The organism is Enterococcus sp. LJL51, from assembly GCF_054871795.1.
Genome location: NZ_JBTXLW010000002.1, coordinates 103,973 through 119,680, shown reverse-complemented (window position 1 = coordinate 119,680; position 15,708 = coordinate 103,973). Strand labels below are relative to the sequence as shown.

Sequence of the window (15,708 nt, the reverse complement as noted above, 5' to 3'; positions counted from 1 at the left end):
CCTTAGTTTTATCCAGTAATCGTTACCTGCTTCGCAATCTGCCGCATGTCGTCCATTTTCTGCATGTACGTTTCAATTCCAGCATCATCACCGCTTCGGGCAGCCGCCGCCCGTTTTGCATTATACAAACTCATGAGCTTTTTATAGCCATCGCCAATTGAAAGCTTAAGCTCTAAACTTCTTTCAAGAGCAGCAATCGCTTCATCCAGCTGCTCCATTTCAGCTAGTACCAAGCCCTGTTCTTCATAGAGCTCAGCAAGTACCTCACGGCTTTCAGAATCCTTATCAGTTATCCTGCTGATTTCATTTGCTTTACCTTCTACAAGCTGCTTCAGCCTATCAAGCTCTTGCTCAGTTAAAGCTTTTTTTTCTGTTTGCTCTTGAGGTTTTTCTTTTTTTCGTTTGAAAAAATCAAGCATCTCTATTCCTCCTCTAGTCGCTGCTTAAAACATTTTTAAGATGGGACTTAGCAGCCAGGCGTACAACATTGCTGCAATAACCGTATCCACATCTGTCGCAGTAGCATTGATAAAGCCCATACTATTAAAAATTGTCACCAGCAATGCCGGTAAGAGTGTGATGAAGAACCCGTGGGCAATTCCTCCGATAATTGCTCCTCTTCTTCCACCAACCTCGTTGCCAAAAATACCCGCTGTTCCTCCAGCAAAAAAGTTTGTCAGCATTCCCGGTAAGATCATGGCCAAACCAAACATCGGCAGAACAAACATTGCAATTACGGTTCCAATAGTCGTTGTGATAAACCCTAAGATAACTGCATTAGGTGAGTAAGGGAAAAATACTGGACAGTCCAATGCCGGAATAGCATCCGGCACCAGCTTCATGGCAATCCCTCGAAAAGCCGGAACAATCTCACCTAAAAGAAGACGTACGCCAGCTAACAGCACATAGACACCTACAACAAACTGAATGGCTTGTAAGAATGCAAACATTAAATAATGCTGCGATCCATGATCACCTACGCCAGGTCCGGCAAATGCTGCCGTAATAATATAGAGAGGAACCATCACAACCATTACAGAAAGATACGTATCCTGCAAAAACTCAAAGGATTTTGGCAAATTGATGTCTTCTATGGATTTCTTATTTTCACCTTTTTCACCAAATATTTTTGCAACTCCCGCTTCAAATAAATAGCCAATTGTACAAAAATGTCCTAAAGCAATATCATTCGATTCTGTAACCTTACGAATAATCGGCTGAGCGATTGCCGGCATCGCAACTGCAAATACTGCACCTACAAAGCCCCCGACAATAATCAAAACAAAGCCCCTTAATCCGGCAAAGTAACCAAAAACAGTTGTCATTGTTGCCATCCACAAAATTGCCTGACCTGTTAAAAAGATATATTTCCATTTCGTAAAGCGGGCAATCAGAATATTAAAAATAAAGATTGCTAAAAAGGTCAACGCAATATCTCTCCCAAGACCTAGCTCATTCATTGCCTGCCCATTGATTGCTTCAATTGAAGGAATAATTCCCTGCATATCAAAGCCTTCTGTAAAAATTTGTCCGAAATATGTCAGACTACCGACAATAATGCTTGAGCCAGCACTCAACACTTGAAAACCCAATAAAGTTTTCAAAGAGCCAGAAATTATCTGTCCAGCTGATTTCTTCTGTAGAATCAGCCCCAGCATAGCAATCAAGGCAATAGTGATTGACGCCTGTGTAAGAATATTATCAATAATAAAATTTACAACACCCATTAATATTCACCTCTATTTTATTTTTTTAAATAGCTCCTTTAGCTTGTAAAATCGGAACTAGTTTTTCTTCAATTTCAGCCTTAGACACAATATTTTTCAAGTAGACAATTGCGGTTTTTTCTTCATCCATCGTAAACTTTTCAAACTGTGACTGAAAATTTTGAGCTGTGATAATAATATCCGGCTGCATGGAAGCCGCAGTTGAAATATCCACATGATCCAGTTTAGCATCTACATGATGTTTATTTAGTACATCCTCTGCCGACATTTGCGCTGCAAAACTGCTGCCTAGTCCAGCACCACAAACAAATAAAATTTCTACTCTTCTTCCCATACTTCTCTCTCCTGTTCTATTTTTTTGTTTTATTTCCTTAATCAACGAAAAATACTTCTTTAAATGCAGTGATACTTTCTGCTTTGGATAAGCGATTGATTTTATCTTCATCGTTAATCAGGTCAATCAGGTTCTTCATAATATTCAAATGAGAATATGAATCCACCGCTGAGAGACAAAAAATAAGTGTGACTGGATCATTCTCTTCATGTCCGAAATAAATCGGTTTTTTCATAACTGCTACGCTTAAGCCCAGCTTCTCTGCTCCGTCTTCTGGTCTTGCATGGGCCAAAGCCAGGTGGCGGCCAATGACGATATAAGGTCCAAACTTTTTAACAGCTTCAATCATTGCTTCTATATATTGCTGGTTGATTATTTTCTCTTTCAACAGAGGCTGAGAAACTAAACGGATGGCTTCCTGCCAATTTTCTGCTTCAACATCGACCAGTATATTTTCATCCTTTAGAACGTCTTTAATCATAGGTTGTATCTCCTTTGCATCGATTGATAAATGATTTTCCAGAAAAATATTTTCCAGTTCTTGATAGTCTTCTCCAGTTATTTTTCCATTTTTTCTTTCAATCAGGTGGAGTAAAGAATGAAACATATGGGTGGCATCCTCCTGACGTCTAGCCAGCCTTTGACAATTCTTATGCTGCATAAGAAATGCGGTAATTGCTTCTTTATTTTCTTTTTTGATGATTGGATCAATAATCAAGGTAGGCTTTGTCTGTATTGGAACGGATAATGTCGCAAAAACTAAATCGATATCCAACTTACTGATTAAATCAGTTTCACGTGAGCTAAGCACCGCTAAGACTTCAATATTGAACAGCTCTTTAAGATTTTCTGCCAGCAGTTTTCCTGTAGCTACACCATGATTGCAGATAACCACTGCTCTGTAATAATAGCTTTCCTCCTGATTAAGCTCGCTAGCTGATGTTGAAAAATGAATAGCAAGAAAGGCCAATTCATCCTCTGTTATTTTTTTCCCGGCTGCATTATTTATTTCAGGCGCAAAATCAGCGACTGCCCCATAAATGCCCTGATAGCTGGCCTTTATATTTTCTTTTAAAGGATTAGCGAACTGAATATCATAGCGGATTCTATTTAGTAATCCCGCAATATGCTTGTACAATCCCTCCTGCAAAGCTTCTTCTCTTCTTGAAAACGGAATTTTTGTGATCTTTTCAACGTGTTGGATAAGCTGGATTGATAAAATCTGCGCCTGCATCCATTCAATCGAGTTATTCATATTTTTTTGATTAAAGGTATTTAGCATAAAAATCAGATAGTTCAGTTCATTCCCTTCCGGCTGTATCTTAAAGTCTTTGCAGATGGTATGAACAAACTGTTGAATTTCACTCGGCAAATCAGCCGAGCTACCTTTCCAATGAGTATTTTTTATCAGATTTTCCTGCTGATAACGAATAAGCCAGATACCAGTAAACAAAATAAAGTTTTTTCGGTAAAAATTCTCTTCTTTACTAGAGATTACCTGATCATATATGCTATCTATTTTCTTGAATAATGCCATTGGAAGATACTTAAAGATTATCTGTTCTTTTATCGGGCGGCTTTCCACCCGTTCAGCCAACGAAAGACTCTTGACTGCTTTATTGACGACTGAGTACAGCATTGTTCGGATAATCCGTTCCTTGCCCTCCAATACCAACCCTTGTTTTGGCATACTGATTACTTCTAGCCCATATTCCCTCAGGAACACTCTGACACGCCGCATATCTTCATCCATAGTGCTTTTAGAAATCTGATATTCTTGTTCCTTCTGGTAGAGAAAAACTTTCTGATTTTCTAATGAAATGGATAAAATCAAATCCAGAATCCTCAGCTCTCGAGACAGAAAATCTTTTTCTCTTTGCTCTTCCATCAATCGAATCGCTGCTTTTTTCTGATCTTCGTTCAGCTTTAGGTACATCCCCTTCCCTCTAATACTCTGAATGACAGGAAACTCGTTTTTTGCTAATTGCTCATTCATCTCACTGAGCTCATTTCGAATCGTCCGCTGACTAAGTGAAAGCTCCTGACTCAAAGACTGGATACTAACCGGAACAGCTGCTGCAATAAAACGTTTCAGCAATTTTAATTTTCGATCTCTCATCTTTTTATCTCCTTTGTCTGTTTAAAGTATAAAGCCCTTACATTAGATTTGTTAGTAGATATTTCTGCCAGTAAAGTGTGCAGAAATATGGGGACGAACTATTGAAAGCAATCCAGCTTTATTCGTTTGTTTTTCAAAACATAAAGACAAATAAAATACTGAACCTGCTAAAGAAAATCTTTTCAGGTTCAGTATTCGTTTTTTATTCACTTTCTTTCGTTCTTTATAAAATCAAATAATGACTGGAACGATACAGTTACCCAGGCAGGGATAACCCTTCACTCGTAACCTTATGGTGTACTTCAGCAATAAGAAAAATTTTCTTTGAAATCGCTCGATTTTGAAGAAAGCTCGACTTAGTATCGTAGCGAGCTAGTTTGTGATGCTAACCATTAGCTGAATGGTTTTGCTTTTTCATGCTACATTTTTTCAGTATTAAATCTACTATTCTGCTAATTTTTACGCTGATAAACGAGTGAATGGATATGGATTGTCAAAAAGAGAATTTCTGTTTCTGTCAGCTCAAACTGATATTTTTTCTTTAAAAATTCAGCAATATCGACTGAGCATTGATAAGCTAGCCTGAATTTTTCTTTTGCATGCGGGGACCATTCATCAATGGTATCAACATCTTTTTGATTTGTGATTATTCGAACGGAGAGGTGCTTAAGATGCTCAATGAAACTGTGCCCCGCGGGAGAATTATAGTCCAAATGGAACATGAAGCGGTATTTAACTAGTTTAATCATCTCATTCATTTGAGTAATAATCGTGTCTATCTGGTCCGTACTGATTCGAAACTCAGCCGCTGCCGCCAGCACAGTAATTTCTGCTGCATGAAACTCATTTAACACCAAACCAAAAGAGCTGTTCATATCTGCTACAATCTTTTGAGCCAGTTCAAATTCCTGATTGAAAAATAAAGCTGTATTATGAATTTTTGGCTGATTCCTTTCAATAATGGTTCTATGAGTCAGACACTGCAGCAAATAATTATACAACGTGATATAGATAGATGAATCAAGGGTATTTGCTATGCCGCTTTTCAAAATGATTACGTATTTCTTAGTATACTCAGCATATATCGGTTTGTAGTGAAAATTACTTGTGTCAAAGATTCTGTCTTCCATATTCAACACATCCTTTACTTAAATTATTAGCTATATAAAACTCATGGGCGGAGTAGCCAGCTCCATTTGAAACAGCCCCCCTAATGGTACGCCACACAAAACAAAAGAGTAGCTGTATCGATGAACACTCAATGTCTAATTCCAAGCTTGCTTGTATAAAAACCTCCAACTTAGACTGCATACCTGCGAGAATTACAAAAACTTTTCTACTTAGGGGTTGGCTGATTAGGGCACTACTTTTATGCATAGTATAGGTAAGGGGAGCAAAACCACCCCATCGCTCAAAGCTTTATCTATTTAAAGTGTAAACTGTCCAGCCTCTTGACAGTCAAGTGATACCTAAATAAAATGAAGAAGAGGTGTTTATTATTATGAAGGAATTAGATAAAAGCATGTATTTATCCACCGGTGAATTTGCAAAAGCTGCAGGAATTCAGCGCAAACACTTGATTTACTACGATCAAATTGGGCTGTTTTCACCAGAATTGATTTTGGATAACGGGTATCGTTATTATTTTTACCGGCAGCTCTATACGCTAAACTTGATATTGACTCTTAAAGAAATTGGCATGTCCTTAAGTGACATCGGTAATTTCATTAAAGAGCGAAATCCCGAAAAAATGATTGCCTTATTTGAACAGCAGCAGCTGGTTATTCAAGAAGAAATCGACAAGCTTCTTCAAATTAAGAATATGATGACCATGCAGATTAACTCAACAAAACTGGCCCAGTCTGTATCTGTGGGAACGATTCAAATCATTGAGTGCGATGAGGAACCTATTTTTCTAGGTGATATTCCTTTATTCGTTGAGGGGGAACAGCCGCTGCTCTCTAAAATGATTTCGCGCTTTTACCAATACGCTTCTTCTCAAGGCTATGAATGTACTTTTCCCTGGGGAATGAGAATTCAGCTCAACAGGCAGCAAAATATACCTGTAGAAAAATCGGCTCAATTTTACTATCGAGTACCTGAATCAACAACCTATAAACCAGCCGGTCGCTATATTGTCCTTTACAGTTACGGCATCCACGGAGACCGAGAGGAGACTTACAAAAAAATCACCGATTATGCTAAAAAATATCACTATCAGCTAACAGATTTTGTTTATGAAGACAGCCTGCTAAACGAAATTTCTACCTGCTTTCCAGAAAATTACATTTTACAGATTTCTGTAAAAATTGATGAATAAAACAGAAGTATTTCGGATTGTTTTTATCTCCGGAATACTTCTGTTTTGTAAGCTACGGTATTTTAGTTGGATTAGGCTTTTCCAAAACAAGCTCAGCAAACTGACCATACTGATGAACTTCTTTCAGCGTATATCGTTTTATTCCTTCCTGCTGAGTAAAAAGCGGAATCCCGTCACCCAATAGCACTGGTGCAAACTGAACAATTAGTGTATCTATCAGATTTTCATCAAGTAATGAGGCTATCAACTGATTGCCTCCGATAATCCAGATATTTTTTTCTTTTGGAAACTGTTTAACAAATGCAGTGACATCTCCCGAAATGGGTGTGAAAGTCTCTGAATCAAGCCCTTCTCGATGAGTAAAAACATAATTTTCAGTTGCTTCATAATAAGAATCGAAGTCAGACATACTGCTGGTTTCATCATAGGTTTTACGCCCCATAATCGTGATGTCCATCTTGTCATAGAATTCCTGATAGCTGGTTTCCTCTGGTGTACCCGTTTCATGAAGCCAGTCGATTCGATGATGGCTATCTGCCAGGTAACCATCTAAACTAACACAGCCATAAAAATAAATACTCATTTAATTATCTCCCCTACTTATTTTTTAGCGTAATAATAGATTACATCTAAAGAGATTTTATCTTACTCTGTAATAATTTAGCAGAAATAATCAAACTACACCAGAAAATAAGAACTAGCTTGCAGCCTTTGTGTAAAGTACAAAGTTTTAACCTTATCAAGCTATTAAACCGCTAAATAATGCCAATTATTAGCTGTCCTGTTTTTTCGTCATCTATAAATATTAAATATTTTTTAACTGCTAACTCTATTAATTACCAAGGCTGTGTAGTCGGTCCAATCGTGAACTCATTAATAGTTGTGTCTTCCGGCTGGTCAATCGCAAATTCTACCACCCCAGCTACCCGCTCAGGCGTGATGCCATGCTGGGCATATAGGGCACTCATCCCTGCCATCGTTGAATCATCGGTAATCGTCTCCAGCAGCTCCGTATTAATTGCAGCTGGGTAAATAGTCGCTGTACGGATGTTGGTTCCTTCTTGAGCAGATTCCATACGTAAAACCTCCATCAAATCACGAACCGCCCATTTTGTCGCGCCGTATACTGCACCGCCAGGATAGGCTTTCAAACCTGCTACCGATGAGGTCGTAATAACATGACCGGATTTTTGTTCAATAAAGGTTGGTAAAACTGCAGCGATTCCATTCAAAACACCTTTAATATTGATATCAATCATTTGATCCCATTCATCCACCTTTAGCGCAGATAAGGGAGCACTCGGCATAATACCTGCATTCAGAAAAATGACATCTACTTTACCATAAGTAGCTAGTGCCAGTTTTACTAGCTCTGCATTATCTTGTCGCTTAACTACATCCGTTACGCGATACACTGCTTGACCATCCAACGCTTCAATCTGGCTCACTAAGTCCTTCAGCCGATCCTCCCGTCTTGCTCCAAGAACTACTTTTGCGCCTTTTAGTGCAAGGCGTTTAGCTGTAGCCTCCCCAATTCCAGAAGATGCACCGGTAATAATTACTACTTTGTCTTTAACTGTCATGATAATCCTCCACCTTGCTGTATTTTTTTATTACATTTGAACTATAGCACTTAAAGTCGGGTTTAAGTCAAGCGTTTTTATAAAATCAACTATTCAAAACAGTTAAAACGATTCAGAAAAATAACAGCCAATAAAATACTTTCTCTAAATCAATAGTAAAAAAGGAAGCTTTTGAACCCTCTTTTTATTTGGTTTTTAGACGTAGAAAGCAATGCTGATTTATTAATGACTACTCACACTATTTAAGTTCCTCCTACATAAAAAAGAACCAGCGGACTTCCCTTTTTCAAGGTAAGCCTACTGGCACATTTTTCTTCTGTACTATATTAAATTTTTTAGAATACACCCTTATTAATAATACAGCTGTTCAGATGGATAAGCCGGTGTACAGGTAATGTCAATCCCCAGCTTTTTCAGATTTTGTTCATTATTCTTATTAATTAAAACAGTGGAATGCGCTTGAGCCCCTTCCAGTTCAACCAGTTTTTCATATGCACGCTGAGCGGTTGGATTCGTCACTGCGCTGATTGCCAATGCAATCAGAACCTCATTAACGCTCAAAGAGTGGTCCTTCATATGAAGTTCATTTTTCTTTAGCTTTTGAATTGTTTCAAGAGTGATTGGCGACAGTAGGTGAATATCATCATCAATTTTAGCTAATAATTTCACAGCATTCAAAATAACCGAAGCCGCTGCCTCCATCAATGATGTTGTTCTTCCAGTGATAATCTCTTTCGAAGGAAGCTCTAACGCAATGACTCCAACCGGATCTTTTGTCAGCGATTCATACTTTTCTGCATAGTCATGAGCAGGCGCAACCACTGTTCGATCCTCTGGCTTCAGTCCCAGCTCCTCCATAATCAAGCTAATCCGATTAACTGCTTCTTCATTAACAAGCCCCTTCTTGAAGTCGCATTCTGTCTGGAAATAACGGCGAATGATTTCTTGTCTGGAAGCCTCCTTTATAATCTCATCGTTAACAAAGCCTGCTGAAATCCGATTGACTCCCATATCCGTTGGAGACTTGTAGACAGACTCTTGATTTGTTATTTTTTCAATAATCCGTTTGATAACCGGAAAGGTCTCAATATCACGATTATAGTTCACTGCCATCTGTCCATAAGAATCTAAATGGAAAGAATCAATCATATTCACATCCCCTAAATCTGCTGTTGCGGCTTCATAAGCCACATTCAACGGATGCTTCAACGGTACATTCCAAACTGGAAATGTCTCGAATTTTGAATAGCCTGCCGCATGCCCCAGCTTACTTTCATGATACAGCTGATTCAAGCAAGTCGCCAGTTTACCGCTGCCAGGTCCTGGTGCTGTCACAATAACAATCGGTTTTTCTGTTTCAATGTATTCATTTTTACCAAAACCATCTTGAGAAACGATTTTCTCCACGTTTAAAGGATAATTTTCAATAGCTTCATGCTTGTAGACTTTGATATCTCTACGTTCCAGCTTATTGATAAATACCTTGGTTGCCGGCTGATTATTATACCGTGTAATAACCACACTGTTAGTCGATAAACCATACCCTCTCAGCTCATCAATCAAACGCAGAATATCCATATCATAAGTAATTCCATAATCTCCGCGAATTTTATTACGTTCAATATCGCCTGCATAGAGACAAATCAGAATTTCTGCCTGATCCTTCAGCTTCTGCAGCAGCTTTACCTTGATGTCTTCTTCAAAGCCGGGCAGCACCCGTTTCGCATGCTTATCATCAACAAGCTTGCCGCCAAATTCCAAATATAATTTATCATATTGATTTACTCGTTCCAGAATGTACTCCGATTGCTCCGTCAAGTATTTTTCTGAATCAAATCCAATTTCTCTCACTCAAAAATTCCTCCTCGCCTGCTCCTTAACCATTCTTCCATTAATACATACATTCGTCAATATAAAACTGTTAGAAATAAAGGATTTTTTTCTTAGCTGTTTTCCACTATTTTTTTAGTAGATTGATTATTAGTTTTAAACCAAAAATGAGAAATTAAGTATCTCTAGCTGTAGTCTTTGAAAAAGGGAATTAGTCTCATTTGTGCTGCTTCCTGTATTTTAAATAGAGACTGGCGGAACAAGCTTCAGGACATTCATCTTCTAGGAAAACGCATTTGATTTTAATCAAGCATGCTGATTTTCACTCCCAAAAAAGCTGCTTTATTTCCTGCTTCGTTTAGATAAGCTTCGATGGCACATTTTCTAAAGTGATTCTCATAGTAATTCATTGAAAAACCCCTTAAGTTAGATTTTTAGTCCAACTTAAGGGGCATACCTGATGGAGCTATGTTCGTATAGTCCGGCTTATTGCTGAGAAGCGCAGGGAGCTGTGAGCTATGTTGAACACTACCTCTCTGGTCCTTAAAACAAAATACTTTTGGTCCAGCCTCTTCTCATTTTATCTGCTAAAATCCTTTTAACGACTCGCTATGTTGTTTTAAAGACTCCTGCGCTTTCTTGCCAAACTGTCCTTTTATTGAACTTCCCAAAGTTTCAGACGTGCCTCGAATGCTTTTCTTTAGCGCTTCAATCTCTTCTTCAGTATTTTTCGCAACATCACTCCGGTTTGCCGCACTTTCTTGGCAAGCAGAACCAGCAGCTGAAAAGCGAATCATTAACTTTTCACCGTTCTTACGTAATTCTTTTAATAGCTCATCTACCATTGAGAAGCTTCCTCCTCATTTTTATCGATTTGTTCAGTTAACTTCTGATAATTACGCTGATAATCTGACGCTACTTCCTCTAGCTCACTATCCAGCTTTTTTATTTCATTCTGACAGGTATCTTGAAACTCATCACCAAGTCCATTTAATGCTCGGAGACCCTCTTGTAGAGCAGACTGATCATCGGTAATTGTTTTTATATAATAGCGGCTAGCTTCAGCAAGCTCTTCTAAAATCTGTTCGCCTTTATGTTTGGCAACCCGCAAATCATCCATTTTATCTTCATATTGCTGTTTTTGCTTTAGGTAATTTTCCTCCAGCTGTTCGATTGTCTGACTCAATTCGAATTCTCCTTTATCCTTAAATCTGTCCCGCTAATAATTGATCCTTAGCAATCAGTTGAGCAATACTTGTTTTAATCTCAGAAATAAGTGATTCATACGCCTCTGCTTGGCTTTCCATTTGAGTAATTTTGTCTTTATATTCTGAGACTGGTTCATCTACGATACTTCGCTTAGAAGCGCCGCCAGATTCTAAAGCGTCCATTACTTCTGTATGATTAAGTGTTGTTCCGATATTTTTAGCCGCTTGCTCTGTTTTTTGCCATAATTGTTCCGCTTTATCAATAGCGTTCTGATATTTCTTTTTTATCGAATCGGACATCGTTTTATTCATAGCTGATGCTGCCTCAACTGCAATCAACGCCTCACTGTCATCTAAATAGATTTGTTCATTAGCAGAAAGTCCACCACCGCTAGCAGTGAATTTTTTCTTTAATTGAAATAATGCCCATTTTTGGAGTGAAGCCTGACGGGCAATCTGAGACATCTTTACGGTTGGATTCTCTGTTTTTCCAAAGACAACATTACCATCCTTATCAAACGTCCAATCCTTAATACTATGACTATCCCCATCTAACCAGAAGATAGTCCCGAAATCTGTGATTTTATCTCTTTTGTTGCCGTCCAACAAATTAACCGTTGAATCATCCAGTTTGCGGTAATTCCTAAATAACTCCGGATTTTCCAACATAAACTTCTTTTCATCTTCATTAAGAGAATCATATAAGAACCAGCCATTAAAAACAGTCGTTGGAATTTTCCATTTTGCTCCGAGCTTCAGCATATAGGCTCCTTGGCTGTAGCCACTCAACTGAGTAACGTTATAGCCTTGTTTATTAACAACGAAATCCAAAAAATCATCAGCTTGCTTCGTTTGTAAGGAGCCGCCATTTTTAGTATCTTTCGCAGTAAAAGCCGTAAAAAAATCCATCCAATCATCTGAACCTTCACCACCAACCAAAGAAGGCGGTGTTGTCCCAGCAGAAATAACCGCGACATTATTGGGATCCCCCTGAGGATAAGCATCAGTGATAGGGGCAACAGCAAATCCTTGATAGCCGTTGTTGTCAATATCTGCAGAGGCGACAACTTTGTATTTCTTTTCTATCACCTTATTGTTGTCATAACATTGGACTATGACTACATTTTTTTCTTTTCCAGTTAATTCATTATCTGGCTTAGTTACATAGGTTATACTTTCTCGATAACTAGGATCTACATTGTATACTTTTTGATTCAAATCATTTAATATCTCATCATTATACAATTATATTTCCTCCTCAGACTGATCAGAATAAATAACGTTAATCTTTTTTATGGTTTTTCCAACCTCAATTTTTATAGGACCACCATATGAACCTATACCATAATCTTCATTCTCCGGAACTGGTAAGTCAACATCAATAGTATCTATCCCATTACTAGTTATAACCTCAACGTTAACTGCAACAAAACCAGCTAAGTGATTATAGTTATACTTTTCTAAAAAGCGAATTTCTTCTATATTTGCAAATTTATTCTTTAGACGTTGAGCCGCCACTTTTTCCCATTCTACAACTTGTACCTGTTCATTCTTCTTAAACATGAGAAACCCTCCTCCAATACTTAGTATTAGTACTAACACAGCAACTACGCTTAAAATAATTTTTTTATTCATTTTTTCGTCCTTAATGTTAATTTTTAATTACTAAATTTATTATACTTGTAAGTAAAGATGAAGTCTATGTATTAAAAAAATATTATAATTAAAGTTGTCGATATCTGTCGAAGCAACTATCTATACTCACTTCTTTCAACAGTAGCATGTTTATTTGATTATTTTCCAGTTCAGAATCTATTTTAGCAACTTAAGTTTCTGAATGTTTGTTATATCCTGGATTAATATGAGATACTTTTTTGTTCAATTTATTAAATCCTTTTCAATATACAATCAAATATCCTCTTCCTTACTATCTGTATAGATTACTTTAACTGCTGAATCAGTCTTTCCCTCAATTATTTTTCCGTCTCTTAAATTAGTCTCTGCCTCAATAGTAAGAGTATTCTTCAAATCTTCCTTATCGTTAATCGGGATATTAAGAATAAGTTTTGTGCTTTCACTATTCGCTGTTTCGATATAGCAACTAACCCCAATAAAGCCAGCCGGCCAATAATTATCTGCATAATCCTTTGAAAATTTTATCTCTTTTACATCTGTAAAAGTATTTTTAATTTGTTTCGCAACAGTTCTTTCCCATTCAACAATCTGAGCTTCTTTTTCTTTCTGTTTAAACACATAAAATCCCCTACCAATACTAATTATTAGCACTAACACAGCAACTACGCTTACGACTATTTTTTTCTTCATTTTTTTATCCTTACTGTTATTTTTTATCTTTAATTATTGATTTTATTATATTTTTAATTAGCAGTAACTATTTGTGATTGAAGCGACGTAAAGTCTGAGTAATCATTGTTACTTATGTCCACAAAAGTGATTACTTATTGAAAATATTCAATTTTTACCAGTATAGCTAGACAATCAAATGTCCTCCTCACTTAAATCACTATAAATAACTTTGACTTTAGCTTCCGTTTTGCCGTCTTTCAATCTTGTTGCTCCTCCATACCCGTATGCCCCAGCTTCTTCTATAGGTAAACTAAGTTCAATAACATCTTGAGTATTTTCAGTTATAATATCTGCTCCAATCGAAACAAAACCAGCTAAGTGATTATAGTTATATTTATCAGAAAAATGTATTTCTTTAATATCTACAAATTGCTTTTTTAGACGTCGAGCAGCTACTTTTTCCCATTCAACGACCTGTGATTGTTCATTTTTCTTCAGCACATAAAATCCTCCGCTAATACTTGAGATCAACACTAACACAGCAATTATACTTACAATAATTTTTTTATTCATTTTTTCATCCTTAATTTTTAATTGCTAATTTTTTTTACTTATAATTAAAAGACAGTTAACTGTCAATGGAGATATTCAGTTTCTCATCTGTATACTCTCAGATTTCTTCCTCACTTAAGTCACTATAAACCACTTTCACTTTGTCTTTAGTCTCACCTAGTTTAAGTTTTATAGGTTTACCGTATGCACCAATACCTTCGTCTTTATTTTCTGGAACAGGCAAGCTGATTACAACAATATCTTTTACATCATTCGTTGTAATCTCAGCGCTAACCGAAACAAAGCCAGCCAAATGATTGTAGTTATATTTTTCTAAGAAATATATTTCTTTAATATTTACAAATTGCTTTTTTAGACGTCGAGCAGCCACTTTTTCCCATTCAACGACCTGTGATTGTTCATTTTTCTTCAACACATAAAATCCTCCGCTAATACTTGAGATCAACACTAACACAGCAACTATGCCTACAATAATTTTTTTATTCATTTTTTCGTCCTTAATGTTATTTTATCTTTTTCAGTTTATTGTCCAATTTTGCATTACAAGTGAATTCATCATCATATTGAAAGGAAACGAGCCATACAATCAAATTTCCTCCTCGTTGCCATCTGTGTAAATCACCTTTATTCTATTTTCTGTAACACCTTTTTGAGGAGCTATGCCGACATAAGACCGCAAAGTAGAATTTTCTATGTCAGGCGGTAACGTTACGCTCAGTTCCATACTGTCTTTATCAGTAACAATATTTACACTTACACCAGTCATGCCTGATATACTATTTTCACTTGTCATTTCAGAAAAATGAACTTCTTTTACATCTGCAAAAGTATTTTTAATTTGTTTAGCTACAACTTTTTCCCACTCAACAATCTGTGCTTCTTTTTCCTTTTGTTTAACCACATAAAATCCCCCGCCGATACTTAGTATCAGCACTAACACAACAATTATACTTACAATAATTTTCTTATTCATTTTTTCGTCCTTAATGTTAATTTTTAGTCACTTATTTCATTATACTTGTATTTAAAGATAATATCTATCTATTCAAAAATGATTAAGATTGGTTCGAACTAAGCAATCTTTAGATTATTAAAAAGCAAAAAAATCTTTATATATGAAGGTGTATATATTTTCAAAGGTTTTACTAATTTATGAAAAATGATATAATGCGAAGGTTAATAAAAATATCTAAGGGGTATTAACTAAAATGAAAAAAATGTTTGAAACAAGGGTTATCATTCTCTGCGCCTTAATTATTGTCGTTCTGGTTACAGATATTATTTCTATGTTCTCTTTCTTTATCAGTCTTCCCGGTGTATACAGATCAGCACTTTTCGGAGAGGTTCTAAAAAACTATGCCATCCACATTGTTATTCAAGGAGGCATTATTGGTTTGTCTCTATGGTCAATTAAAGAGGAAAAAATCCGTCCTGTACTTGCTATTGGACTGCTTTACTTTCTTTATAGTCTTGGTAGATTATTGTTTAATATCTCAGCAGACGTTCAAGGCTACCTGGGAAGCCTTGACTTGTTAAGAGGTCTTAATTTGATCATTGAACTGTTGATTATCCTTCTTTTAGCTTCCTTTTTTATAAGCAAAAAAATGCGTAATTATGTTTTCAATAAAGCTAGCCAATGATTCACTAAAGGAACTGTTTTCGCATCTATAATCTCACTTAGTTGTATTTTTGAAGCTGGGAGCATCA

The 15,708-nt window shown here is 36.7% G+C and carries 18 protein-coding genes; 2 read left to right on the top strand and 16 right to left on the bottom strand.

The genetic code is table 11. From position 1 onward, the window contains the following. Nucleotides 1–8: 8 nt before the first annotated feature. The 5 genes from ACYSNQ_RS02725 to ACYSNQ_RS02705 all read right to left on the bottom strand — a co-directional run bounded on the left by ACYSNQ_RS02725 (nucleotide 9) and on the right by ACYSNQ_RS02705 (nucleotide 5,310). Nucleotides 9–419, bottom strand: a complete 411-nt coding sequence (locus ACYSNQ_RS02725; protein ID WP_426081264.1) for a tetratricopeptide repeat protein — start codon at nucleotides 417–419, stop codon at nucleotides 9–11. Between the two features lie 24 nt (nucleotides 420–443). Further along, nucleotides 444–1,727: a PTS sugar transporter subunit IIC gene (locus ACYSNQ_RS02720; RefSeq protein WP_426081263.1), complete on the bottom strand. Its 1,284-nt coding sequence runs from the start codon at nucleotides 1,725–1,727 to the stop codon at nucleotides 444–446. A 25-nt stretch (nucleotides 1,728–1,752) separates the two neighbouring features. After that, nucleotides 1,753–2,061: a PTS sugar transporter subunit IIB gene (locus ACYSNQ_RS02715; protein ID WP_426081262.1), complete on the bottom strand. Its 309-nt coding sequence runs from the start codon at nucleotides 2,059–2,061 to the stop codon at nucleotides 1,753–1,755. A 37-nt stretch (nucleotides 2,062–2,098) separates the two neighbouring features. After that, nucleotides 2,099–4,180 (bottom strand): BglG family transcription antiterminator, encoded by a 2,082-nt coding sequence (locus ACYSNQ_RS02710; RefSeq protein WP_426081261.1) that lies wholly within the window; start codon nucleotides 4,178–4,180, stop codon nucleotides 2,099–2,101. 452 nt (nucleotides 4,181–4,632) lie between these two features. After that, nucleotides 4,633–5,310 (bottom strand): PRD domain-containing protein, encoded by a 678-nt coding sequence (locus tag ACYSNQ_RS02705; RefSeq protein ID WP_426081259.1) that lies wholly within the window; start codon nucleotides 5,308–5,310, stop codon nucleotides 4,633–4,635. A gap of 371 nt (nucleotides 5,311–5,681) precedes the next feature. Here ACYSNQ_RS02705 and ACYSNQ_RS02700 point away from each other — a divergent pair, with 371 nt between their 5' ends. Further along, complete coding sequence (locus ACYSNQ_RS02700) at nucleotides 5,682–6,500, top strand: MerR family transcriptional regulator (protein ID WP_426081257.1); 819 nt, start codon at nucleotides 5,682–5,684, stop codon at nucleotides 6,498–6,500. A 52-nt stretch (nucleotides 6,501–6,552) separates the two neighbouring features. Here ACYSNQ_RS02700 and ACYSNQ_RS02695 read toward each other — a convergent pair whose 3' ends face one another. From ACYSNQ_RS02695 to ACYSNQ_RS02645, 11 genes are all read right to left on the bottom strand, one after another. Then, nucleotides 6,553–7,083 carry a dihydrofolate reductase family protein gene (locus ACYSNQ_RS02695; protein ID WP_426081256.1) on the bottom strand — a complete coding sequence of 177 codons (531 nt, stop codon included), beginning with the start codon at nucleotides 7,081–7,083 and terminating at the stop codon, nucleotides 6,553–6,555. Between the two features lie 253 nt (nucleotides 7,084–7,336). Then, entirely contained in the window at nucleotides 7,337–8,083 is a 747-nt protein-coding gene (locus ACYSNQ_RS02690) for an SDR family oxidoreductase (protein ID WP_426081255.1), read from the bottom strand. A 351-nt stretch (nucleotides 8,084–8,434) separates the two neighbouring features. Further along, nucleotides 8,435–9,934: a DUF1846 domain-containing protein gene (locus ACYSNQ_RS02685; protein WP_426081254.1), complete on the bottom strand. Its 1,500-nt coding sequence runs from the start codon at nucleotides 9,932–9,934 to the stop codon at nucleotides 8,435–8,437. Between the two features lie 566 nt (nucleotides 9,935–10,500). Then, nucleotides 10,501–10,758, bottom strand: a complete 258-nt coding sequence (locus ACYSNQ_RS02680) for a hypothetical protein (protein ID WP_426081253.1) — start codon at nucleotides 10,756–10,758, stop codon at nucleotides 10,501–10,503. After that, nucleotides 10,752–11,099: a hypothetical protein gene (locus tag ACYSNQ_RS02675; RefSeq protein WP_426081252.1), complete on the bottom strand. Its 348-nt coding sequence runs from the start codon at nucleotides 11,097–11,099 to the stop codon at nucleotides 10,752–10,754. Before ACYSNQ_RS02675 ends, ACYSNQ_RS02680 begins: the two co-directional genes overlap by 7 nt. Before the next feature lie 19 nt (nucleotides 11,100–11,118). Next, nucleotides 11,119–12,366, bottom strand: a complete 1,248-nt coding sequence (locus ACYSNQ_RS02670) for a hypothetical protein (RefSeq protein ID WP_426081251.1) — start codon at nucleotides 12,364–12,366, stop codon at nucleotides 11,119–11,121. After that, nucleotides 12,367–12,684 (bottom strand): hypothetical protein, encoded by a 318-nt coding sequence (locus ACYSNQ_RS02665; protein WP_426081250.1) that lies wholly within the window; start codon nucleotides 12,682–12,684, stop codon nucleotides 12,367–12,369. 345 nt (nucleotides 12,685–13,029) lie between these two features. Then, nucleotides 13,030–13,446 carry a hypothetical protein gene (locus tag ACYSNQ_RS02660; protein WP_426081249.1) on the bottom strand — a complete coding sequence of 139 codons (417 nt, stop codon included), beginning with the start codon at nucleotides 13,444–13,446 and terminating at the stop codon, nucleotides 13,030–13,032. Between the two features lie 174 nt (nucleotides 13,447–13,620). Then, nucleotides 13,621–14,001: a hypothetical protein gene (locus tag ACYSNQ_RS02655; RefSeq protein WP_426081248.1), complete on the bottom strand. Its 381-nt coding sequence runs from the start codon at nucleotides 13,999–14,001 to the stop codon at nucleotides 13,621–13,623. Nucleotides 14,002–14,098: 97 nt separating this feature from the next. Beyond that, the gene (locus ACYSNQ_RS02650) at nucleotides 14,099–14,488 is read right to left on the bottom strand and encodes a hypothetical protein (protein WP_426081247.1); all 390 of its coding nucleotides are present in this window, start codon (nucleotides 14,486–14,488) and stop codon (nucleotides 14,099–14,101) included. A 99-nt stretch (nucleotides 14,489–14,587) separates the two neighbouring features. Continuing rightward, the gene (locus ACYSNQ_RS02645; RefSeq protein WP_426081246.1) at nucleotides 14,588–14,974 is read right to left on the bottom strand and encodes a hypothetical protein; all 387 of its coding nucleotides are present in this window, start codon (nucleotides 14,972–14,974) and stop codon (nucleotides 14,588–14,590) included. 235 nt (nucleotides 14,975–15,209) lie between these two features. Between ACYSNQ_RS02645 and ACYSNQ_RS02640 the strand changes: the two genes are divergently transcribed. After that, entirely contained in the window at nucleotides 15,210–15,641 is a 432-nt protein-coding gene (locus tag ACYSNQ_RS02640) for a hypothetical protein (protein ID WP_426081244.1), read from the top strand. Nucleotides 15,642–15,708 lie beyond the last annotated feature (67 nt).